Source organism: Roseburia faecis, from assembly GCF_001406815.1.
In the GTDB taxonomy this organism is placed as follows: Bacteria; Bacillota; Clostridia; order Lachnospirales; family Lachnospiraceae; genus Roseburia; species Roseburia faecis.
The window spans coordinates 84,740-108,513 of record NZ_CVRR01000003.1 but is presented as its reverse complement, the minus strand read 5'-3'; the positions used below and the strand labels follow the sequence as shown (position 1 = coordinate 108,513).

General features: G+C 44.2%; 19 protein-coding genes. 4 read left to right on the top strand and 15 right to left on the bottom strand.

Annotated features, from left to right (window positions below; all coding sequences use genetic code 11):
- Positions 1 to 186: 186 nt before the first annotated feature.
- The 8 genes from M72_RS00525 to M72_RS00490 form a co-directional block, all read right to left on the bottom strand.
- The gene (locus M72_RS00525; RefSeq protein WP_055066797.1) at positions 187 to 1,482 is read right to left on the bottom strand and encodes an ATP-binding protein; all 1,296 of its coding nucleotides are present in this window, start codon (positions 1,480 to 1,482) and stop codon (positions 187 to 189) included.
- A gap of 205 nt (positions 1,483 to 1,687) precedes the next feature.
- Complete coding sequence (glgB, locus tag M72_RS00520) at positions 1,688 to 3,601, bottom strand: 1,4-alpha-glucan branching protein GlgB (protein WP_055066796.1); 1,914 nt, start codon at positions 3,599 to 3,601, stop codon at positions 1,688 to 1,690.
- Positions 3,602 to 3,631: 30 nt separating this feature from the next.
- Positions 3,632 to 6,142 carry a tetratricopeptide repeat protein gene (locus M72_RS00515; protein WP_055066795.1) on the bottom strand — a complete coding sequence of 837 codons (2,511 nt, stop codon included), beginning with the start codon at positions 6,140 to 6,142 and terminating at the stop codon, positions 3,632 to 3,634.
- A 128-nt stretch (positions 6,143 to 6,270) separates the two neighbouring features.
- The gene (locus M72_RS00510) at positions 6,271 to 7,626 is read right to left on the bottom strand and encodes an AI-2E family transporter (RefSeq protein WP_055066794.1); all 1,356 of its coding nucleotides are present in this window, start codon (positions 7,624 to 7,626) and stop codon (positions 6,271 to 6,273) included.
- Between the two features lie 10 nt (positions 7,627 to 7,636).
- Positions 7,637 to 9,922, bottom strand: a complete 2,286-nt coding sequence (locus tag M72_RS00505; protein ID WP_055066793.1) for a hydratase — start codon at positions 9,920 to 9,922, stop codon at positions 7,637 to 7,639.
- A gap of 58 nt (positions 9,923 to 9,980) precedes the next feature.
- On the bottom strand, positions 9,981 to 11,363 hold the full coding sequence (locus tag M72_RS00500; RefSeq protein WP_055066792.1) for a sensor histidine kinase: 1,383 nt from the start codon (positions 11,361 to 11,363) through the stop codon (positions 9,981 to 9,983).
- A 6-nt stretch (positions 11,364 to 11,369) separates the two neighbouring features.
- Positions 11,370 to 12,059, bottom strand: a complete 690-nt coding sequence (locus M72_RS00495) for a response regulator transcription factor (RefSeq protein WP_022045940.1) — start codon at positions 12,057 to 12,059, stop codon at positions 11,370 to 11,372.
- The gene (locus M72_RS00490) at positions 12,040 to 12,963 is read right to left on the bottom strand and encodes a hypothetical protein (protein ID WP_055066791.1); all 924 of its coding nucleotides are present in this window, start codon (positions 12,961 to 12,963) and stop codon (positions 12,040 to 12,042) included. Before M72_RS00490 ends, M72_RS00495 begins: the two co-directional genes overlap by 20 nt.
- Before the next feature lie 183 nt (positions 12,964 to 13,146).
- Between M72_RS00490 and M72_RS00485 the strand changes: the two genes are divergently transcribed.
- The 3 genes from M72_RS00485 (at position 13,147) to M72_RS00475 (ending at position 17,433) form a co-directional block, all read left to right on the top strand.
- Positions 13,147 to 14,424, top strand: coding sequence for a 2-hydroxyacyl-CoA dehydratase family protein (locus M72_RS00485; RefSeq protein WP_055066790.1), 1,278 nt, complete (start codon positions 13,147 to 13,149; stop codon positions 14,422 to 14,424).
- On the top strand, positions 14,418 to 16,133 hold the full coding sequence (locus M72_RS00480) for an acyl-CoA dehydratase activase (RefSeq protein WP_055066789.1): 1,716 nt from the start codon (positions 14,418 to 14,420) through the stop codon (positions 16,131 to 16,133). The genes M72_RS00485 and M72_RS00480 overlap by 7 nt, the downstream gene beginning before the upstream one ends.
- 334 nt (positions 16,134 to 16,467) lie before the next feature.
- The gene (locus M72_RS00475; RefSeq protein ID WP_206541792.1) at positions 16,468 to 17,433 is read left to right on the top strand and encodes an RpnC/YadD family protein; all 966 of its coding nucleotides are present in this window, start codon (positions 16,468 to 16,470) and stop codon (positions 17,431 to 17,433) included.
- Positions 17,434 to 17,490: 57 nt separating this feature from the next.
- On the opposite strand, the gene M72_RS00470 is transcribed toward M72_RS00475, so the two are convergent.
- Both M72_RS00470 and M72_RS00465 read right to left on the bottom strand, forming a co-directional pair.
- Positions 17,491 to 18,975 carry a flagellin N-terminal helical domain-containing protein gene (locus tag M72_RS00470; protein ID WP_055066800.1) on the bottom strand — a complete coding sequence of 495 codons (1,485 nt, stop codon included), beginning with the start codon at positions 18,973 to 18,975 and terminating at the stop codon, positions 17,491 to 17,493.
- A gap of 198 nt (positions 18,976 to 19,173) precedes the next feature.
- A complete protein-coding gene (locus M72_RS00465) occupies positions 19,174 to 19,470 on the bottom strand; it encodes a carbon storage regulator (protein ID WP_022046776.1) in 297 nt (98 codons plus the stop codon).
- Between the two features lie 320 nt (positions 19,471 to 19,790).
- On the opposite strand from M72_RS00465, the gene M72_RS00460 reads away from it, so the two are divergent.
- A complete protein-coding gene (locus tag M72_RS00460; protein ID WP_055066787.1) occupies positions 19,791 to 20,219 on the top strand; it encodes a helix-turn-helix domain-containing protein in 429 nt (142 codons plus the stop codon).
- Between the two features lie 91 nt (positions 20,220 to 20,310).
- On the opposite strand, the gene M72_RS00455 is transcribed toward M72_RS00460, so the two are convergent.
- From M72_RS00455 to M72_RS00435, 5 genes are all read right to left on the bottom strand, one after another.
- Entirely contained in the window at positions 20,311 to 20,502 is a 192-nt protein-coding gene (locus M72_RS00455) for a DUF951 domain-containing protein (protein ID WP_022046778.1), read from the bottom strand.
- An 85-nt stretch (positions 20,503 to 20,587) separates the two neighbouring features.
- Positions 20,588 to 21,310 carry an NAD-dependent protein deacylase gene (locus tag M72_RS00450; RefSeq protein ID WP_055066786.1) on the bottom strand — a complete coding sequence of 241 codons (723 nt, stop codon included), beginning with the start codon at positions 21,308 to 21,310 and terminating at the stop codon, positions 20,588 to 20,590.
- Between the two features lie 127 nt (positions 21,311 to 21,437).
- Complete coding sequence (locus M72_RS00445; RefSeq protein ID WP_055066785.1) at positions 21,438 to 22,493, bottom strand: methyl-accepting chemotaxis protein; 1,056 nt, start codon at positions 22,491 to 22,493, stop codon at positions 21,438 to 21,440.
- Between the two features lie 171 nt (positions 22,494 to 22,664).
- Entirely contained in the window at positions 22,665 to 23,189 is a 525-nt protein-coding gene (locus M72_RS00440; RefSeq protein ID WP_022046781.1) for a spore maturation protein, read from the bottom strand.
- Positions 23,186 to 23,770, bottom strand: coding sequence for a hypothetical protein (locus M72_RS00435; protein WP_055066784.1), 585 nt, complete (start codon positions 23,768 to 23,770; stop codon positions 23,186 to 23,188). Before M72_RS00435 ends, M72_RS00440 begins: the two co-directional genes overlap by 4 nt.
- Positions 23,771 to 23,774: the final 4 nt, after the last annotated feature.

Sequence of the window (23,774 nt, the reverse complement as noted above, 5' to 3'; positions counted from 1 at the left end):
TTGGTTTCCACTGCTTTTTTATTTAGGAAAAGAAAAACTGCGTCACAGCCTTGGCAGGCCATCGCGCAGCGATTTTGTTCAACCGTAATTTATACATCCAATGATCTATGGAAAAGTTGGAGCAAGGTGCAAAATTCTGTACAGAAAGCGACATAATTTTTATCATTTTTTCATAATAATTGCATATCAGATACAAAACGCTGCATATAATGGCACAATTTTTTTACGATCTTCAAATGCAAAATTCTTTGCAGAAAGTTTGATCGCATAATCCGGCTCATAAGTATCCATATAAACCTTTAAACTTTTCGCTCTTGTATTGTCGGCAGATTTTACTTCAATCGGAATCAGTTTTCCCTCCCGCTGAATCACAAAATCAATTTCCGCACCGCGCGCAGATTCCCAATAATATGTGTGGTATCCATTGATGGATAACTGTACATTGACATAATTTTCTGCCATACCGCCTTTAAAATCATCCAGTTCTTTCACCATATAGAGTATATCGTTTGCCAACAATTCTTTTTTTGCACAGAGCAGTCCCAGATCCGACACATAAATTTTAAATGCATCAATATCCCGATAGTTTTCCAATGGCTTTTTTACCTGTTCTACCTTGTATACCTGTGATACAATCCCCGACAGGCAGAGCCACTCAATTGCATTCTCAAATTCGGAAGCCCGCCCGCCTTTTTTGATCAGCTTATATTGAAATCTTGTATTTTTCTTTGAAAGCTGAACGGTAATATTATCATAAGCCAGACGTGTTTTTTTTATTTCGCTCAGGTTATTATATTTACTCATATCATTGAGGTAACTTGCCAGAATTGTATTTTGTGTATTCCGTACAAGAATATAATCCTTTGTCTGTATAAATTGCATAACACATTCCGGCATTCCCCCCACAACCAGATACTGCCGATAAAGCTGCATGGCTGCATCATGTAGAGCTGCAGGCATCGGAGTGTCTGTCTGAAAACACTTTTTAATCAATTCCACAAGCTGCTCTTCACCCATGGCAAGCATAAATTCTTCCATATCCATAGGATACAACGTTTTCATATCTACCTTGCCGACCGGAAAAGAAAACCTGGTCCTGTTGACTGCCACACCGAGCAGACTTCCTGCCACAATAATGTGATATTCCGGAGCATCCTCACAAAAATATTTCAATGAAGTCAGGGCTCTTTCACAAAGCTGTACCTCATCAAATACAATCAATGTTTTTTCTCTTATAATCGTCTGTCCAGCAATATGGGATAAAATCGGAATCAAATAATCCGGACTGATATTTTCTGCAAAAGTTTCATTTAATTTTGGATTGGTTTCAAAATTAAAATACGCTACATTTTCATAACAGGTACGTCCAAACTCCAGAATGGAATATGTTTTTCCCACCTGTCTTGCCCCCTGCAAAATAAGAGGTTTGCGATGTTCACTACTCTTCCATTTCTTCAAATAATCCATTATTTTTCTATACATCACTTCACCTCCATGAAATGTTTACCTTTAGCATATCAATTATTCGTGTAAAAATCAACGTATTTTTCATTTGTTTTTACACTAAATCGCATGAATTATTTCTAAAATTATACATTATTTAACATGAATCCCGTATTACGATCAAATAATTAAAAAAGAAGCCGGACATCCACTTCCATGAATCTCCGGCTTCCACCATTTCTGTTTAAAATTTAAATACTGCTACTCCGTAAGGCGGCAGCTTATATCCGATCGAATAATCCCGTCCATCACAAGGCTTCTTTTCTGCCTTGTAAGACAGCGGACGCTTCGTATCTTCTGTGTCGGTTCCACCAAACTGCGGATCTGCACTGTTTAATACCAGCTTATAGGTATGTCTGCCCGGCACACCTACCCGATAATCGTCACGCTCTACTGGTGTGAAACTGATCACGAAGAGCAGGTTATTCTTTCCATCCTTACTCTTTCGCACAAAGCTGAAAATACTGCGTTCATAGTCGTTGGCATTCATCCACTCAAATCCTGCCCAGGTCGTATCCTGCTCGTACAGGCATGGATTCTTACGGTACAAATGAAGCAATGCCTTTACCCAATCCTGCATATGTTTGTGTTTCGGATCATCCAGCAGGAACCAGTCCAGTTCGCGCTTCTCGCTCCACTCACGCTCCTGCGCGAATTCCTGTCCCATAAACAGAAGTTTTTTGCCGGAATGTCCCATCATGAATGCATAGCCAGCCATAAGGTTTTTAAACTTATCCCCTTCGAGTCCGGGCATCTTGTTGAGCATGGAACATTTCAGATGTACGACCTCATCATGGGATAATACCAGAATGTACTTCTCACTCTCATTGTAACTCATGGCAAAGGTCATCTTATTGTGATTGTCCTTTCGGAAATATGGGTCAAGCTTCATATAGTCAAGGAAATCATGCATCCAGCCCATGTTCCACTTGTAGCTGAAATTAAGTCCGTCATCCTCTACCGTACCCGTCACTTTCGGCCATGCCGTTGATTCCTCTGCAATCATCACAGAACCCGGATTTCTTCCGAGAATCAGCGTATTGATGTGCTTGAAAAACTCAATGGCTTCCAGATTTTTATTTCCACCATAAATATTCGGAACCCACTGTCCATCTTCCTTCCCGTAATCCAGATACAGCATGGATGCAACTGCATCCACACGAAGTCCGTCTACGTGATAATTCTCAATCCACATCAGCGCACTTCCGATCAGGAAGTTCTTGACCTCATTCTTTCCGTAATCAAAGATTTTGGTTCCCCAGTCCGGATGCTCTCCTTTGCGCGGGTCTGCATATTCATAAGTTGCAGTACCATCAAACTCTGCCAATCCATGTGCATCTTTTGGGAAATGTGCCGGCACCCAGTCAAGGATCACGCCAATCTTGTTCTTATGGCATTCGTTGACCAGATGTGCAAAATCCTCCGGTGTTCCATAACGGGAAGTCGGTGCATAATATCCCGTTACCTGATATCCCCAGGAACCATCATACGGATACTCGGAAATCCCCATCAGCTCAATGTGGGTATACCCCATCTCCCTGACATAAGGAATCAATGTCTTTGCCAGATCGCGGTAGGAATAAAATCCATCATCGTCCCGCCCCGGATGGCGCATCCAGGAACCCGGATGTACCTCATAAATCGCCATCGGCTGCTCATATACTTCCTCTTTGGAAAGTTTTTTTCTGGCATTCATCCATTCCGTATCGGACCAGAGAAAATTGGAAATATCTGTGACAATGGAAGCGGTCTCCGGACGCAGCTGTGCATAGTTTGCATAAGGATCTGCTTTGTACAGCTTTCTTCCGTCCTGTGCGATAATCAGGAACTTATACATACAGCCAATCTGGACACCCGGTACGAACAGTTCGTATACCCCCATCGTCTCCGGTGTCACACGTTTCATCTCATGGGACGTTTCATTCCAGCCGTTAAATTCCCCAATCACGTATACACGGTCCGCATGCGGTGCCCAGACATCGAAGCATACTCCCTCTTCTCCTTCAATTGTCATTTTGTGAGCACCCATTTTGCGATAAATATCATAATGTGTTGCCTGTCCAAACAGGTAACAATCCATCTCTGTAAAATTACTCATAAATACCCTCCCTGTCTTCTCTTATCTATCTTACTCGAAATCCTTTTCCGTTAGTACAATTCTGTCATCATCCGTATAACGGCTGGCGGTCAGAATACTGATAGCTTTCTTTAACCCTCCATGTGCCTCCCGATGAATTGCTTCATCCACAATGTCTTTCACCTCTGTCAGGGTTGTAGCCTGATCCAGTCTCTGAATATTGCTGATCCGGTTATACAATGCCAGAACCGCCATATCATCAATTTTGTATCCAAGTTCCCTGGAATAAGAACGTGCAAACGTGACCAGCTCATCATTTGTAAAAATCGGAACTGAGATCTGTTCACTGAATTTTTTGGCAAATGTTTCATTCTGCGCAAATAATCTCTTGATGCCCTTGGATGTGTCTTCGAGTATAACGAAAAGACCACTCTCATCTGCGTCCAGCAATCCGGATAACTCCGACACGGTCTTTTTCTCCATATCTCCTGCCTGTTCAATAATCAGGCATCCTCCTGCCACCTTATCCAGCAGCCCGCCGACATTTTTCTGGTTCAATGCTTCCGCATGGATCTTTCCAATCTTTCCATCCAAAACCCCGGTCTCCTGCTGCAGGACTTTGATCATGCTGGTGGCAAGTGTTGTTTTTCCACTTCCCTGTCCGCCTTTAATTACGAGATTCCCCCTCGATGCAGTTTCCTTATTTTTCAGATGGGACGAAGCAACTGTCAACGCTTTGCAGAGCTGATCCTCCATGCCCTTCACCGGCATAAAATACGAAAAAATCGCTTTCTGTTCATCGGTCAGTTCTACAAGCGGGATATTCTGTTTTTCCTCTTTTCCCAGATCCACCGGTGTGTCTACCTGTGGAATATGTACTGTTTTTCCTTTCCAGGAAGAGCGATCTGTTTTTCTTCTTACAAAAGCAAACTCTTCTTCCCTCTCCTGTGCAAGTGTTGGTTTCTGTGGCAGATCCTCGATCGGAACCTCCTCAAAATCCTTTTTCTTTGTTGTATCTGATTCTGTCTTTGTTTCCATTTCTTCTACACCACGATTCTCATTTAAGTTTTTGTCATCTTCTGTCACATCGGATGTCTCTTCTGCCGGTTTCTGTGCGGCAGCTTCCGTCTTTTTTTTCTGCTGGGAACGTACCATTTCTTCTAAAGATACTCCCTCTGGCCAAAGTTCTTCGGCATCTGTATCCCTGGCAGGCTGTTCCTCTTTTTTGTTCTCTTCCTCTTCTTCCTTTCGTTCTTCCGGCTCATTCGTTGCCGGCGGTGTTTCCCTTTCCGGCGTCTGTGGCGGTGTTTCCGTCGTTTCCTCCACAATATCCGCCTTCTCTGCCAGTACCGCATCCAGTTTTGGCAATACTCCTGTCAGGCGGTCCATAATATCGCCTGCCTCCTGCAGTGCACGCGCTTTGGCGGATTCGAGTTTCCGCTTTCTGGCATCTTCTAATGCAGCTTCCGCAGCCTTGCGCATTTTCTCCCACTCACTCAGCACTTCCTCAATTGTCATCTGGCCTGTGATCTGATGCTCAATCATGTTTTTCTCATTTGTCATCATGCTCATCTGACCATCGGAGTCTTCTCCCAACAACTCTTTGAAATTTGTCTTGAGTGAACCATCAATCTCCTCATCTGTCTCAATGTGCCGTGTATTCTGTTCCGGCTGTGCCTCAGGCTTTTCTTCCTCCATCTGCATTTTCAGATAAGGAACATCTTCCACCATACGATTGATATTGTCCAGCGTATCCGTGACCGTCTCTTTTTCGGTTGCATCCATGATCTGCTGCATACCCTTTGCAATTTCCGCCTGAAGATTGACGGTATTAAACCGTTCTGTGTTTACTTCTACTTTTGGAATTGCGACCGGATCATGCACGGTCTCCCCGGCACGCGCCATCTCCTCCACATCAATGTGTGTCAAACCTGCTCTGTCATCTTTTGCCTGACAAAACGACCGATACTTTTCTTCCTGTGTTTTCGTCAATGGCTGATACAGCATTTTCAGTTCCAATGCACGCTCTACATATGGCCCATCTCCAAACCAGAGAACCAGCTCATCACATGCATCAATACACTTCTCACTCATCCCTGCTTTGTGATACAGATAAGCAAGCTCATATGCCCACTCTTCCGTATATTCCTGCTCCTTGAGTTCTTCAAGAATCGGTATCAGTTCTTCATAAGAAGCCCCCTGTGCTTTCTGTATATCATAGCGAAGTACATATTTAAGGGTGTCATGAGGCGCAATCTCCACAAACTCATCATAATAATCCTGTGCCGCCTGAAAATCTTTCATCTTGACCGCCACTTCCGCAAGACGGTAAATAATCATTCTTCCGATTGGCGAGCGATCATATGCCATCAGCAAAACTTCCCGGCTCTCCTCATAACGCTGTACTTTTTCGTACACTTCCCCAGCTTTTACCAGACCATTTACATTTTTAACCTTATTCCAATTGATAGTATCTGCAATATCTGCTGCCTCATCGTATTTCTCTTCCGCATAGCGGGATTTCATCTGATCAAGCTTCAGATTATATTCGTATTTGTCCAATTGTTATCTCCTTAAAATATCCCCAAACAGGTCTATCTGTCTATTTTCAAGTATACCATAGGCGGCAATTAGTGTCAAAAAATAATCCGAAAAAAAGAGCTGCACACAAACGCGTACAGCCCTTGAAATTACTGGTTTTTCTTTGTTTCGTCTTTCTTTCCGGAATCTTTTAAAGTTCTCTTTTTCTTTTGTTTTTCCCCGTAATATATGATCGCACCGGTTGCCTCATCTACACCGGCTGCCTCCACATATGCCTCCGTTACGGTTGTAAGGTTTTTCTTCCGTATGCTGTGGTTTACCAGTCTGCGGATAATATAGTAAATCATCGCAAACACCGGAACCCCAAGCAGCATTCCCAGAAATCCAAACAGTCCGCCTCCGATCAGAATCGAAAACATTACCCAGAACGCGGATAATCCGGTGGAATCACCTAAAATCTTCGGTCCGATAATATTTCCATCCACCTGCTGCAGAACGATAATAAATATCAGCAGATACAACGCATGCAGCGGACTCTGGATCACAACCAGAAGAAGTGACGGAATCGCACCGATAAACGGTCCAAACACCGGAATGACATTGGTTACTCCAATGATAACCGCAACCAGTATCGTATCTGGGATATGCAGAATCAGACATCCAAAATAACAGATCACACCGATGATGGCAGAATCTATAATCTTTCCAATGATGAAACCACCAAATACTTCATCTGCCTTGTGGAAAACTTCGATAATAATGTTTCCATGTTTCGATTTAAAGATCGCATACACAATCTTTTTGCTCTGTCCCACCAGGCTTTCTTTAATGGATAAGACATAAACAACGACAATGATCCCAATGATGAAGTTTAATATGGATTTGACCATCGTGATTACGCCGGAAGTAATCTGCAGCAGATATTGCTGCATCTGTGGCAGCAGATCCTTCGTTGCCCAGTTTTCCACCTGATCCGTCAGTTTTGTCAGCATATCACTGATGGTATCTGTCACTCCATAGGCTCCGAGTTTTCCACTTTTCACCATATGGATCAGGCTCTCCACATTACCAGGCAGTGCTTCCACCAGCCCGGTAACACTTGATACCACCGAAGGAACAATTGCCGCAATCAAAAGTACCAGAATCACCAGAAGAAACAGGATTGCCCCGGCAATGGACAATCCACGTGCCACTTTAGCCGCTGATTTTTCTGATTTCATTTTCTTTTTCAGAAACGGCAGCCAGTGCCGCTCCTGAAATTTCATAACCGGGTTAAGCAGATAAGCAAGTCCCAGTCCGATAATAATCGGCTGCAATGCACCTGTAATCAGATGCCAGGTATCTGCAACCCCCTTGTACCGGAGCACCAGGAAGAAAAATACGGTACAACAGGCAAAGGTGAGAAATACCATCAATCCGATTTTAATCAGAAGAACCGTCTGACGCATGCCATCCTCACTCTGTTTGATCTGTTCCATCTGTTTTTGTTTTTCCACGTCTGTCATACAAGATCTCCTATCCACGGTAATAATTGATCAGGCAGCCTTTGAGAATAATATCTTTCTCATCCGGTGTCAGTTCTCCCATACGCAGGGTAAATGGCTTTAAAGCACCATCCTTTACCACATATGCCTCAAATTCTGTTTTTCCGTCTGCGATCGCCTCACGGATCTTTGGAACAAACAGGTAATCCAGATTGTGGAACGGAAGCTCTCCCTGATCAATAACAAACGGGATCATACCCCAGTTAATCAGGTTGGAACGGTATCTCTTGGTCGCATATTCATTTGCAATGTTTGCCCATCCGCCAAGTACCTTCTGGCAGGAAGCCGCCTGCTCACGCGCAGAACCGTCTCCCGGTTTTACTGCAAAAATCGTACTTCCAAAACCAACGTTTGAGCGGTTGACATCGGAGAACGTTGCACGGATGGTATCCATAACCGGATGAATCTCCGGAAGTGCATCTCCCGGACAGGTATCTGCCTCGACAGCCTTCTGTGCCTTCTGTACTTCCTTGGCACGTCCAACATATTCCGGATCCTTTCTGGAAAGTGCAAACTCTGCCAGTCCCAGTGGGTTGGAACGGAAAGAGGATGTCTCTCCGGAAGGAATCAGCTCGTCCGTTGTGGTCACCGGATCGTGAATCTCGGAAACAACTTTCAGCACAAGATTCTCTGGAAGCGGGCTCATAGCCGGCCAGTCCTTGATATTTGGCCCAAACTGAATCTCTACGTCCGGATCTGCCACACCCTTGCTGTCAAATACACGATTTTCATAAATGGTCTTATCAAAGAAGTATTTCGGCTTGCTGTAGTTTACATCAATATCGGTAGCTGCGGTAAGGAATCCCTTATTTGCAGCGGTTGCAGCGATAGAACGCGCATCCATCAGTGCTACGGAAGCAACCTGTCCGTTCTGTACCTTAGATCCCTCACGATTCGGGAAGTTACGTGTAGAATGACGGATAGAAAATGCATTGTTCGCAGGCGTATCTCCGGCACCAAAGCATGGTCCGCAGAATGCAGTCTTGACAATAGCACCTGTCTCTAACAGATTGGCAACGGCACCGTTCTTAACCAGTTCCATATAAATCGGAGTAGACGCCGGGTATACACTCAACGTAAACTCGTCCGCTCCAATGGAAGAACCCTTTAAGATATCTGCTGCGTCGCAGATATTTTCAAATCCACCACCGGCACATCCGGCAATGATACCCTGATCTACATACAGTTTTCCGTTCTTTACTTTGCTCTTTAAGTCAAGGTCTACTTTTCCATCAAAACTTACCTGTGCACGCTTCTCGCAGTCATCAAGAATATCCATCAGGTTTGCATTTAATTCCTCGATCGTGTATGTATTGCTTGGATGGAACGGCATCGCGATCATTGGCTTAATCTCGCTTAAATCAAGTTCGATAAAACTGTCATAGTATGCAGTTTCTCCCGGATTCAGTTCCTCGAAATCTCCGGTTCTTCCGTGAATCTCATAGAATTCCTTCACCTGGTCATCAGTTCTCCAGATGGAAGACAGACAGGTTGTTTCTGTTGTCATAACATCGACACCGATACGGTAATCAACACTCAGATTGGACACGCCCGGTCCGACAAACTCCATCACTTTATTCTTTACAAATCCGTTGGCAAATACTTCACCGATAATGGCAAGTGCGATATCCTGCGGACCGACACCTTTCTGCGGGGTACCTGTCAGGTAAATGCCGACAACTCCCGGCATATCAATATCGTAAGTCTTATTCAAAAGCTGCTTTACAAGCTCCGGACCACCTTCTCCAATTGCCATGGTTCCCAGTGCTCCGTAACGGGTATGGGAGTCTGATCCAAGGATCATCTTTCCGCCGCCTGCAAGCATTTCTCTTGCGAACTGGTGAATAACTGCCTGATGAGGAGGAACATAGATTCCACCGTATTTCTTTGCACATGTCAGTCCAAACATATGGTCATCTTCGTTGATGGTTCCACCGACTGCACACAGACTGTTGTGACAGTTGGTGAGTACATAAGGAATCGGGAACTTCTCAAGACCTGATGCTCTGGCGGTCTGAATGATGCCGACAAATGTAATATCATGGGAAGTCAGCTTATCAAATTTGATCTGCAGTTTTTCCATGTTGCCGGATGTATTGTGGTTCTTTAAAATTCCGTATGCAATGGTTTGTTTCTTTGCATCTTCCGGTGTAACAGTCTTTCCTGTCTTTGCCTGGACAGCAGATGCCGCTTCCGGTGAATTAATGACAACATCCCTGCCGTTGACCAGGTATGCGCCGTTCTCATATAACTTCATAGTTTCCTCCTTGTTTTCGAAATCATGGTTAATGGTAATTATATAATAAAATGTATTTTTATGCAACGACTGCAAACGTAATGGATGCCGCAAACAGATCGCCATCTACCAGGATTGCAAACTCACCGCCCATCAGCTGTGTAAGATTCTTTGCAATGGACAGTCCAAGACCGCTTCCCTCTGTCGTGCGGGATTCCTCTCCCCTCACAAAACGCTCCGTCAGGTCTTTCCTCGCCGCTCCCTGTTCCGGCAGCGGATTTTTCGAAATATTTTTGATACGGAAAACCGCATTGTTCTCCTCTACTTCCAGATCTACATAAACCCGGGTATTTTCGAGTGCATATTTTGCCGCATTGGTATACAGATTTTCAATTGCACGGTAGAGCTGCCGTCCGTCTGCCCGGATCATCACCGAATTGTGCGGCAGTTTCGTCACAATGGTCAGCCCCCGTGCCTCAAAACGTTCATTGAACTCACCACCCGTCTGGTACAGCAGTTCTACCAGATCGATGGTCTGCATATCCAGCTGGATATTTCCGGAACTGATCTTTGATGCTTCGACCAGATCCTCCGTCAGCTGTTTCAGCCGCTGGGATTTTTCATCCAGAACCCGGATATAATTACGTGCATTTTCGTTTTCCAGGTTTTCACGTTTGAGCAGATCCACATAATTGACAATGGAAGTAAGCGGTGTTTTGATATCATGGGAAACATTCGTGATCAGGTCTGCCTTCATCCGTTCATTCCGGATCCGCTCCTGAATGGCTTCGCTCAGCCCTGCACGGATATTATTCACAGAAGCTGCAATGCCTCTTTCCTGTCCGTGAAACTGCTCCACATCCAGTGTTGTATCCAGTGCCCCTGCCGCAATTTTTTCAATTGCATGCTGGATCTCATATCTTTCGCGCGCCTTACGCGTACACAGTCTGGGATTCTGTCCGGAGATAAACACCCGTCTAAGGAAGCTTCCTGCCTGATAGATCAGACTGTGTGTCAGAAGGGTATTGTTTTTGACCCGCCGGACAATGCTCATATAAAACAGCAGGAATACAACATCGACCAGATACCCGACTGTTCCGACCGCTACCATCAGTCCGGACAGTTCAAACTGGATGTCATGGAGATTTCTCCCCAAAAAAAGCACAAGATAAATGAATGCCACAAAAAGCACCATCTGGATATCCGTATAAATTTTATCGATCCAGGTCAGGTAAATGGTTGCATCCTCCTCCGACCGGCGCCCTGCAACACCTGTCAGATAGGCAAGGAATACAAAGCTTCCGACCATGCCGATCACCATAAACAGGCTGAGAATACCCAGCCCTCCGATATGTCTGCGCAGATTGTATCCGATCCCATAGATTCCGCAAAGCATCATAATCAGAAACATCTGATGCATGACAATGGCTGCGCCCTTTTTTCCGCTGGAGAATTCTTTCATAGACAGCTACGCCCCCGCTTCGATTTTATAGCCGACACCCCAGACCACTTTCAGATACCGCGGTTCTTTCGGATTGATTTCGATTTTTTCCCGGATATGCCGGATGTGGACAGCAACTGTATTGTCTGCGCCAATTGCTTCTTCATTCCAGATTTCCTCATAAATCTGACTGATGGAAAATACTTTTCCTTTATTTTTCATGAGAAGCAGAAGAATGTTGTATTCGATCGGAGTCAGTTTGACCTCTTCCCCATCTACCGTAACTTTTTTTAATTCATCGTTAATAACCAGGCCGCCGGCTTCATAAACGGCATCACCGGAAGGGGTGCTCGAAAGTGTGGTATAACGCCGCAGCTGTGACTTCACACGGGCAACCAGTTCCAGCGGATTAAACGGCTTGGTCACATAATCGTCCGCCCCCACGTTCAGCCCCAGAATCTTATCCGCATCTTCTGTCTTGGCAGACAGGATGATAATGGGAATGCTGCTTGTTTTACGTGCCTGGAATGTCGCACGGATTCCATCCAGTTTCGGCATCATCACATCGATCACCATCAAATCAATTTTCTTTGTGCGAAGCATATCCAGAGCCTGTTCCCCATCATATGCTTTTACTACCTGGTATCCTTCCTGAATCAGGTAAATCTCAATTGCGTCTACAATTTCCTTGTCATCATCACACACCAGAATCGTCATGCGGATGTCCTCCTATCAGGTTCTTGATCTTGTTCTGAAAGCCGGCGGATTTTTCTTTTTCTTCTGCTGCTTCCTGTTCTTCCTGTTCATCTTTCCACTTAAAATAATCAGCATCCAGATTCACACGCAGTTGTTCTTCCAGCTGCTTTAACTCTTCATCGTCATCTTCTACCGTAACCGGTGCCGGAATCTCCGGCTTCGGCGACAGCTTCTTTGGTTTTTCCACCGGCTTTTCCACTGGCTTTTCTACTGGTTCTTCCGCAAGGTCTTCTACCGGTTCTTCCGGTACGGAAAGTCCCAGCTTATCCAGATATTCCTGGTTAATCTTAATATCGGTCTGCCGGTTTGCGTAAATTGCTTTTTCTTCCCGCTTCTCCTGCTCGTACTCCGGTCTTCCTTCCATCTTTTCCTTCTCAATCTCGCGGTTTCGCTCCTCGATGATCTTTAAGTACTTTTCGGTATCAACCAGATCCTGCAGCTGTCCTTTGAGTTCGGATTTGTTGGTTCTTAATTCCTGTTCTTCTTTTTCCATCTGTTCTTTAATTTCCTGATAGATGGCACCGACCTTTTTGTCCGCCTCCTGCATAATATCCTGCATACGGTTTAACGTTTCATCCATATACATGACAGATGCCGCATAAATGTCCTCTGCCTTACGGCTTGCATCCCAGATGATCTGATCTCCCTTTTTATGGAAATCGCGCTCTGCCTTGTCACGGCTTCGAATGGTCAGCTCGTATTCATCCATAATCTGATAAATACAGGTATTTAATTCTGCCAGCAGATCAATCACCTGCTGCTTATCTATGATAACTTTACTCGGCTCTTTCGGATACGGCTCACTCTTCGACAGCAAAACGTGAAGACTGCGCAGTACCTTTTCCGTATTGTCCTGTGCTCCCATGTGTCCTGATTCCTTCCATAATAGATAATTCCGTACTTTCTATTATAATCAATCCCCCTATAATACGCAATATTTTAGATTCTTAGGTTTTTCTAAATTTTATTACACAAAACTTTATTTTTTACAGACACAAGGTTATAATAATTTTTTGAAAATGAACCTGTTTAATAAAGGATATATACTATGAATATCGTCAAAACTTACGGAAATTATATTAAAAAATATGCCGGCACCCACCCGGCAGTTTCCCGCAAAATGATTGACATCGGATTACATCTCGAACAGTTTCGGACTGAACATTTTGCAGAAAAAACAATGCCGAAAGCATATCAGAAGCTGAATACGCTCGGCGTAAAAAATACGCTTCATGCGCTGGAATACCCGGAATCCACGGTCTGGTGCAATCTGTTTGCACCCGTGGAAATTTTCCAGTGCTTCGGACTCAGTGCGCTTTCCATGGAATGTCTTTCCTCGTTTCTCTCAGGATTTACGTGTGAAGACTATTTTATCGACCGCGCAGAAAGCCGGGGAATTGCCTCCACGCTCTGTTCCTATCACAAAGATTTTATCGGTGCCGTAGACTCCGGAATTATTTCACCTGCCAGACTCGGTGTGACAACTTCCATGATTTGTGACGGCAATATTAACACATTCCGCTATGTCAGCCGGCACACGGATCTTGACACTTATGTGATCGATGTGCCGATCAGCTGTTCTCCGGAAGCCGTGGAATATGTGACCATGCAGCTGAAAGAACTGATTCAGAAACTGGAAGCACTGACCGGAAAACGTCTGTCCATGGATGACCTGTCGGAAACACTTGCCCGCGAAAACCAGTCGAAAGCTTATTACAAAGAGTTTTTAAAACTGCAGGCAGAGCGCTATTATCCATCGACACTGACTCTGCAGATGTACATGCTTTTTGCCACCCACTTAAACATCGGAACACCGGAAACCCTTGATCTGTTCCGCAGTTTTGCCGAGGATATCAAACAATATCCGAAATATGACGGCACCCGGATTGTGTGGGTACATCTGCTTCCTTTTTATCAGGAAACACTCAAACACTATTTTAACCTGAACAGAGATTACCAGGTCCAGTGTACCGAAATGAACCTGGATTACATGGACGAACTGGATACCACCCACCCACTGGAAGCACTTGCCACTAAAATGCTAAACAATCTCTATAACGGTCCATACGAAAAAAAAGCAAATATGGTCGTAAAACTGGCAAAAGAAATGCATGCCGATGGCGTCATTAACTTCTGCCACTGGGGCTGTAAGCAATCTGCCGGCGGAGTATTCCAGCTTCGCGAAACACTCAAGGCCGCGGATATTCCACTGCTCGTTCTGGATGGCGATGCCATGGACCGCCGGAACAGCCATAACGGACAGATCAAAACCCGTCTGGAAGCTTTTCTGGAAATTCTGGATAAAGAGAGGAATTCATCATGTTAGGTTATGTATGTAAATATACCCCCATGGAATTATTTGAAGCCATGGACACGGAAATCACACGTCTGGAACCATCCGTTACGGATTTTAACCACGCGGACACCCTGATGCACGCCAACATCTGTTCCTATACCAAGGCCGTGCTGGAAGATGTGATGGAACATGACTATGAGGGTGTCATTCTGACTACCTGCTGCGACAGTATCCGGCGTCTGTATGACACATTAAAAAGCCAGTTCCCGGATAAATTTTTCTTTTTGCTGGATATTCCCCGCAAATTTAATGATTTCGCAGTAGCACTCTATGAGCGCCAGTTAAAACAAATGCTCACGGAGTACGAGGCTTTCTCCGGAAAAACACTGGATCTGAAACGTTTTGTTTCCATGATGCAGAACAAAGCGGCCTTGAAAAAACAGGAAAACACCCGCATGTCTGCCAGCGCAGCGTCCGAAAAAGGAAACGGACAGAAACTCAATATTGGTATCATGGGTGCCCGATGCAACAATGAAATCCGTCAGCTGCTTGTCGACCGCGGTGCCAATCTGCTGTTTGATTTAACATGCACCGGACTTGCACGTGATTTTTCCATTACAGAGGATCAGATCCTGCATTCTTATGCTGCCGCGCTGCTAAACCAGATTCCATGCATGCGCATGTTAAAAGCAGCGAACCGTGAACATTTTCTTGACGGTTTTACCGACCGCCTGGATGGAATTATATATCATACCGTCAAATTCTGTGACTCTTATTCTTACGAGTATGCGGATTTCCGCCAGCGGCTGGATCTACCGATTCTGCTGGTAGAAACCGATTCCACCAGACAATGTGCCGGACAGGTTCGGACCCGTGTGGAAGCCTTTATGGAAGAATTGAAAGTGAAAAAAGGATTGTCCTTGACCGGGGAAAAACAAATGATAAAAAGAAAGGGTGACACTGTGTATACATTAGGAATTGACAGCGGCTCTACCTCTACAAACGCCGTAATCTTAGACGAAAACAGACAGATCAAAGCATTTTCAGTTGTCCGCACCGGAGCCAAATCTTCCCAGAGTGCAGATGCCGCACTGGCAGACGTTCTGAAAAAGGCCGGACTTAACCGGGAAGATATTTCCCTGATTGTATCCACCGGTTATGGTCGTGTCAGCATTCCATTTGCGGACAAAAATGTAACCGAAATCAGCTGCCACGGAAAAGGTGCGCATCTTCTCTTCCCGGACGTTCACACGATCCTCGATATCGGCGGTCAGGATAGCAAAGCCATCCGGCTGAATGACAATGGAGAAGTTGCCGATTTTGTCATGAATGATAAATGTGCTGCCGGAACCGGCCGCTTTCTGGAAATGATGGCGCGCTCCCTCGAAATCAGTATCGACGAACTTGGCCCGGTATCCCTGCAGTCCAAAGAAAATATTGAAATCAGCAGCATGTGCAGTGTTTTTGCTGAATCGGAAGTTATCTCCCTGATCGCACAGAACAAAGAGATTGCCGATATTGCACATGGAATTCACAAGGCAATTGCCGGGAAAGCAATGTCCCTCCTGAAACGTGTCGGTCTGAATCCGGGATATATGATGACTGGCGGTGTTGCCAAGAATCCGGGTGTCGTTGCCGTGCTGGAGGAGCAGCTTGGAGAAAAACTACATATCTATGAGGAACCAGAGATTGTCGGTGCACTGGGTGCGGCATTGTATGGGCTTGAGGAGATCCTATAAACCAGAAAATAATTTTACAACAACAATCGTGATACGATTTATTTTCCAATCGTATCGCAATTGTTGTTTTTGTGTTACTGTTATAAATCATTTGACTTCTGTCCGAAAATACGATATTCTGTTTTTACTGGATTTATAAAATTATATACCACAATTACTTATGCGATACATCGCCATTGTACCGCAATCACCACTCATGGAGAGCATTTCGCTCATAAATTTCCATTAGAACCACAATTTCATAGAACTGGTCATAACAGCTCTGTTTTTTATACTTTCTATATTGTAAAAGCAGATGCTTATGATATATACTAAAGGAAAGGTAGGACACTACATGGGGAACACTGACATTTTGACAACTTCGTTGCCAAATGCCGACACAGAAAACACAACAGATCACAGCACGATTTTCGACGATGTATTCCGAACCATCGCGCAAAAAATGCCGCAGCTTCTCATCCCGCTGATCAACGAAGTTTTCCATACTTCTTACAGCGAAGAGGAACAGTTTGAACAATTGCGAAACGAACATTACGAAAAGTACGGAACCGTGATCACGGACTCCATTATCCGGATTGGTGGACATATATACCATCTGGAATGCCAGTCCTCTAAGGACAGGACAATGGTTATCCGGATGTTCGAGTACGACATTTCGATTGCACTTGAACATGCTTCTTTGGGGGAACATGCAATTTGGGAGATTGCGTTTCCTCAATCGTGCGTGCTTTATATCCGCAATCACCGTTCGCTTCCAGATTATCATGAGGCAATCGTAACGTTTGCAGATGGTCAGAAAGTACGTTACCGCGTTCCGGTTTTGCAGGCGAAAAGATACACGGTGGATCGGATTTTTGAAAAACGGCTGCTGATTCTGCTTCCGTATCATATCTTACGGTATGAACATTTTTTGAAGCACAATGGAACGAATTCGAAAAAAGTGAAGCATCTGCTGGACGATTTCCGGGAGATCAACCGAAGGTTAGAGGACGCGTCCGAAAAAGAACAAAAGTCACATCTTTATATGGATATGATTGTTTTAATTGAGAAAATCGCGGATTATATTATCCCAGAGGATAATGCTATCAGGAAAGGATTGGGTGAGATTATGGGTGGTAAGATTTTGAAGTTACGGTCTGAAGAATTGCTGGAACAGGGCGAAGCCAGAGGAGAGGCCAGAGGCAGAATCGATGCAATTCAAAATATGATTGATCTTGGTTTAACCAAAGAACAAATTTTAAAAAAATATTCTCCAGAAGAATATGAAAAAGCATTAAATTCTATGCCAGTGAAAGCATAAACACACCAAAAGGGATTCCGAGGAATCCCTTTTGATGTGTAATGACCATATTTACTTTTACTGTAACAGAGAAAGTACACCCTGATTAGACTGATTAGCCTGTGCGAGCATAGACTGTCCAGCCTGTGCAAGAATGTTGTTCTTGCTGTAGTTTACCATCTCTTTTGCCATATCTGTATCACGGATACGAGACTCAGCAGAAGATGTATTCTCGGAAATATTATCCAGGTTGTCGATGGTGTGCTCTAATCTGTTCTGTACAGCACCAAGTGCAGATCTCTGGGAAGAAACCTTAGAGATTGCATCGGAAATAGCATCGATTGCGTAGGTTGCTGCTGTACCGTTCTTGTCCGTTACGTTTAAGCCCTTGATTCCAAGGTTTGCAGAGTTCATGGTGTCAATATCAACTGTGATCTTGTTTGTCATGTCAGCATCTGCACCTACATGGAGGCTGAAACTTAATGTGTTGGCAACTTTTGCAGTTCCTGTATGAATTTCAATTGTATTAGTTGCATTTGCAAGTGTCATTGCAGTATAGTTTTTATCAATACCCACTTTTGCCTGATTCTGAGTATCACCAATCTGGTTTGCTTTCAATAATTCAGCTGCTGCAAGACTATATGCTTTTTCTTTACTGATTACATTTTTGTTGTTATCATCAACTCCATCACCATCATTATCTGCAATAAGGGACAGTTCCTTTGTACCTACTTTAACAGTTCCAGATGTTACCTTTGTACTAAATTCAGCTGCATCCGCATAATCTGCATCTGCTACAATTCCGGTACCAGTATCCGCTGGTACAACTCCGTCTTTATACCATCCAGCTGCATTTCCATCTGCCTTTGTACCAGTTGTAACTGCTGCTTTTGCAGCCACATATTTATAAGTATCTCCATTTACCACAACATCCTGGTGCTTTGTATCAATATCAGCAGTTGTCAACATGTCCTTTAATTCTTTTGTAGATGCTCCAATGGAAAACGTCTGGCCTCCGATTGAAACTTTATCTCCAGCCTTCAATGCATCCATTTTAAATGTAGCTGTTCCATCACCATTATCGGTCAGAGTTCCCTTTAATCCGGCATCATGTGCCTTCATATTAATTGTCTTCTCACCGTCATCACCCTTTAACAGGTAAATCTCATTGAATTTGGTTGTCTCAGCAACACGGTCGATCTCTGTATTTAACTGATCAATCTCGTCCTGGATAGCCTTACGGTCTGTATCCTTGGAATTTGTACCGTTTGCTGCCTGAACTGCAAGTTCATTCATACGCTGTAACATGCTGTGAACTTCTGTTAAAGCACCTTCAGCAGTCTGTACAGATGATACACCATCCTGTGCATTGGAAGATGCCTTGTCCAGTCCGCGGATCTGCTTTCTCATCTTCTCGGAAATGGTAAGTCCTGCTGCATCATCTGCTGCACGGTTGATCTTGTAACCGGAAGATAACTTCTCGGTTGACTTAGCCTGTGCTCCGGATGTGATACCAAGCATTCTGTTTGCGTTTGCTGCCTGCATGTTGTGTTGTACTACCATACTCATAATAGAATCCTCCTTGAACTCCCGCTATGCGGGGTATTATGTGTTTTCCTCTGGAAATCCTTTTCCTAAGGTGTTCTTATTGCGTCACTTTGCAGTAACGCGTCACAAGCATCTTTTGATGCTTTGCGACCTTGTATCAAATAAGCGAAGCGTCCCGGGTGTGCCCCGCCTATTACCAGAATTTAAAACAGATCAGGAGTTAAATTTATCTTTCAAACTCTCTGCATCTTTCTTTGCCTCTGCCTTCATCCTCTCGTTCCACAGGATTCTCTTAATTTCCTGCTGTGCCTCTCTGGAAATGCCCGGCTCTGCATAATAGGTTTCTCTCTTTCGTGCCGGATTTTCTTCCGTGGTACTTCTGGCAATATTGAGTTCTCTCGGGGCATCAATGAGCAGCCTTGCGTGATTACCCGAACCACCTACATAGACCACACGGATGTCATCCCCGATATTTACGTATTGTCCCTGTTTCAATGAAAGTTTCAGCATTTTTTTACCTCCATGCACGCAAAACCTTTTTTTGCTACGTTTTGTATCTTTTATATCGTCCGTTCGCTACGGTTTGTTAACCTCTATTTTTTATAATTGCTACATTTTGTTACTTTTTATCTAATTTTTCCATTCTCATTCGTTTAAAAACCGTTTATTTTTGTGCATATTTTACATTTTTATGCAACATTCTGTAACTATATGACTATTTTTTCGCTTCCTACAATAAATTAACTTCTGTTTTATCAATAGCTACTATCTGTAACATTTCATGATATGTGAAAAAATAGACTAATTTTAAGAAAAGGTGGTATTTTATTATGAGTGAAAAAAAACTTCCTCAGAAATTGAAAGAACTGAGAAAGGTAAATAATTACACGCAGGATTATGTAGCCGCGGTGCTTGGTATTGTCCGCCAGACATACAGCCATTATGAAACTGGCAGACGGACACCGGATGCCGAAGCATTATACAAATTGGCGGGTCTATACAACATTTCGATTGACGATCTCATGCATCTGACCGTTGATATTGACCGTGAAGTTTCCTATGATGCACCGGTTCCTTCCCAGTCCAGCGAAGACTTATCTGAGTTTCTTGAATTTTTTAATGATCCCGCGAATAAAAAAAAGTACATGTTTCATACGAATCTGGAAAAAGAATTGCTTTTTTATTTTAATAAGATATCCGAAGAGGATAAGAAAGAAATTATTGAATTTACAAAAATTAAGGCCCGCAAGCCTTTATAACAGAAAAATTGCTTCTCCAGATACTGTTTTTAATGGTATCTAAAGAAGCAATTTTTAATACTATGGAAATTACAATTTCACTACATGCACTTTATTCCGGCTTCCGCAAGCCTCTTGTATTCTTTTCCACAAGCTTACGTGTCACCATCATCTGATGTCCACAGCCAGTGCATTTCAGGCGGAAATCCGCGCCCACGCGCAAAATCTCCCATTCATGGCTGCCACACGGATGTGGCTTTTTTAATTTCACAATATCTCCCACTTCATACTGGTACTGATTCATAGCTGGTCTCCTTCTTTTTCTCCCCTTACAGACAATTGTAAAACCCGCGGTGGCAGGAGCCGCAATTGTCTATTATTTTTTCCGGCTAACACTCGATCTGTGAAAAGACATTTCCAAGTCCATCCTGGATAAGAAGATCCGCCCGCGCATCCATTGGAGTTGCACTCTTATTAATCAAAACAAGCTTATTTCCCCTATAATAATCAATCAGGCCGGCTGCCGGATATACGGCAAGCGAAGTTCCTCCCACAATCAGCATATCCGCATGGCTGATATAAAATACCGCATCCTGCAGTGTTTTCTGGTTCAGCCCTTCTTCATAAAGAACTACGTCAGGCTTCACCGGACCACCACAGACAGGACAGACCGGAACTCCTTCCGAGTGGAGAATATCTTCCGCGCTGACAAACTGTCCACAGCGTTCGCAGTAATTGCGCAATACGCTTCCGTGCAATTCCATGACGTTTTTACTTCCGGCTTTCTGATGCAGACCATCGATATTCTGGGTCACGACCCCTTTCAGTTTTCCTGCTTTTTCCAGCTCTGCCAGCTTGAAATGGGTGATATTTGGCTGCGCATCCAGACAGAGCATTTTGTTCCGGTAAAACCGGTAGAACTCTTCCGGATTCTGCCGGTAAAAACTATGGCTTAAAATAGTCTCCGGCGGATACTTATACTGTTGATTATACAAACCGTCCACACTACGGAAATCCGGGATTCCGCTCTCGGTCGATACCCCTGCTCCACCAAAAAATACAATGTTGCCCGATTCCTCCACCCATTGCAAAAACTGTTCCGTTGCTTCCATTTTTTCTCCTTTCTCCGAAAACAGGGAAAAAAGAGGCTGTCACCGTGTGACAACCCCTGTCTGATTTTCTGTGCTATATGGCAAATTGATATTTTTAATATTCTTATAATAAGGATGCCAGTTGCTACTATACAGCCTCTGTATTATAAAATACATCTTTCTTCATCTCTCCGGCAATTTGCTTTGCATTCTCCAGGTCATCCAGAATCTGGTATATCGGTGTTGTTGCATCTTTTAAATTTTCACGGAGTTCTGCCAGTCTCTGTGCATCCTGTTGCTGCTGCTCACACTGCTGCTGGATATGGTTCGCCTGATTTGCCATCTCATCCATGGAACTTGAAATCTCTTCGCTGACAGCTGCCAGGGAACTGATGGAATCGGAAATCTTTCCCACACTCTTCTGGTTCGCATCATTGATCTCCCATGCAGAATTAATCTTCTCGCTCATATCCCCAAGTGCCTCCACCGCGGTATTTGCACTGTCTGAACTCTTTGCTGATGCTTCTTTGATACGCTCCACGAACTCACTCATGTTGGCTGTCATGTTCTGGGTCTGTTCTGCAAGTTTACGGATCTCTTCCGCAACTACTGCAAATCCTTTTCCGGCTTCTCCTGCGCGGGCTGCCTCGATAGATGCATTCAGCGCCAGCAGATTGGTCTGGCTGGAAATGGAGTTGATCCCTTCAATGACTTCATTCATATTACTGATAATGTCAAAAAGCTTCTCCATATTCTGTTTCATGGTACTTGATTCACTGATCGTCTTATCGGACAGATCGCGGATAGCCGTCAGTTCCTGCTGTCCCTCTTCGATGTTTTTGTAAATCGCTGCGGATTCTTCCGATGCAGACAATATCGTATTGGTCAGTTCCTCATGCTGGTTGGAAACCTCCCCTGCCACGCGCGAACTTTCTGACGCAGACTGCGTAGCGTCCTCCGATGCCTGCGCAATCTCCTGTGAAACAGATTCCATCTTGGAATTATACTCTTTTACGGCATCCACAACCTCTGCGATCTGTAACGATGCGGATGCATTCTTTGCCAGGATCTGACCAAACTGGCTGCGTCCGTTCACCAGACGGGTATACAGCTGCTGTATCTCCGGATCTTTTGAATAATCTACATTTTTCAATTCCAGAACGGCCTGCAGACCGGCTCTGTCTGTCTTTTTTCCAAATGCCATATTATATACTTCCTCTCTGTTGTAACATACAAATCTCTGTATCTTCTGCTTTTTATTCTGAACTAAAATATGTTTAAAGTCAACATATTTCTATCATAATCCGGATATTTTTTGACAATTTTGCTGCTACACACAGGTTGCCATGCGAACAATAACACTATTCTTACAACTTCAGGTTTTCCACACAAGAAATACACTTGCCACAATTCCGGCAGTGGTTGCAAAAAGGGCTCCCGGAAGTGTATATCTTGTCTTTTTTACTTTTACCGACATAAAATAAACCGACATGGTATAAAAAATAGTCTCTGTGCTGCTGAGCATAACCGATGCCGCACGTCCCAGCATCGAATCTGCACCATGTGTTTTGTAGATATCCAGTAAAAGTCCCGTTGCTGCAGAGGAAGAAAACATTTTTACCACAGCAACCGGGATCAGCTCGGTCGGAAATCCTGTCGCCGCCATTACTTTCCCAAGCCACCCGGAAATAAAATCCAAAAAACCCGAAGCCCGCAAAATACCTACTGCTGCCATCAGTCCGATTAGTGTCGGCATAATCTCCACTGCTGTGCGGATTCCGCTTTTTGCCCCTTCCAGGAAATCCTCATATACATGCTGCCGGTGCATCAGGCCATTTCCCACAATGAGCAATACCAGAATCGGAATGACTGCCTCGGATAAGTACAGAATCAAATTCATTTTTCCACCCTCCCAAATGCCTGCCGGAGCTTGATGAAAATGACAGCTGCCAACGTGGAAATACTAGTGGCAATGATGGCCGGTCCTACAATTGCAGCCGGACTTACGGCTCCATACTGGCTGCGATATGCAATGATATTCACAGGTATCAGCTGCAGGGAAGAAATATTAATGATAAGAAAATCACACATCGCGTCTGTCGCCTGATTTGACATTTTCTGCAGCCGCTTTAACTCTTTCATGGCAGAAATCCCTGCCGGGGTTGCCGCCCAGCCCAGCCCCAGAAAATTGGACACCATATTCGTTGCCATATATCTGCCTGCTGTGGAATTTTCCGGAACTGACGGAAACAAAAAACGTAGTATCGGTCCCATTGCAGATGCCGCACGGTTTACCATCCCCCCTTTTTCCGCAATCTTCATAAGTCCTACCCAGAATGCCATGGCACCTGTCATTGTCAGGCAAAGGCTTACCGCTTCCTTTGCCGAAGCAAGTGCCTGGTCGGTCACTGCTCCAAGATTTCCAGTCATTGCAGCATACACCACCCCGACAAGAATCATTCCACCCCATAAATAGTTCATCCGC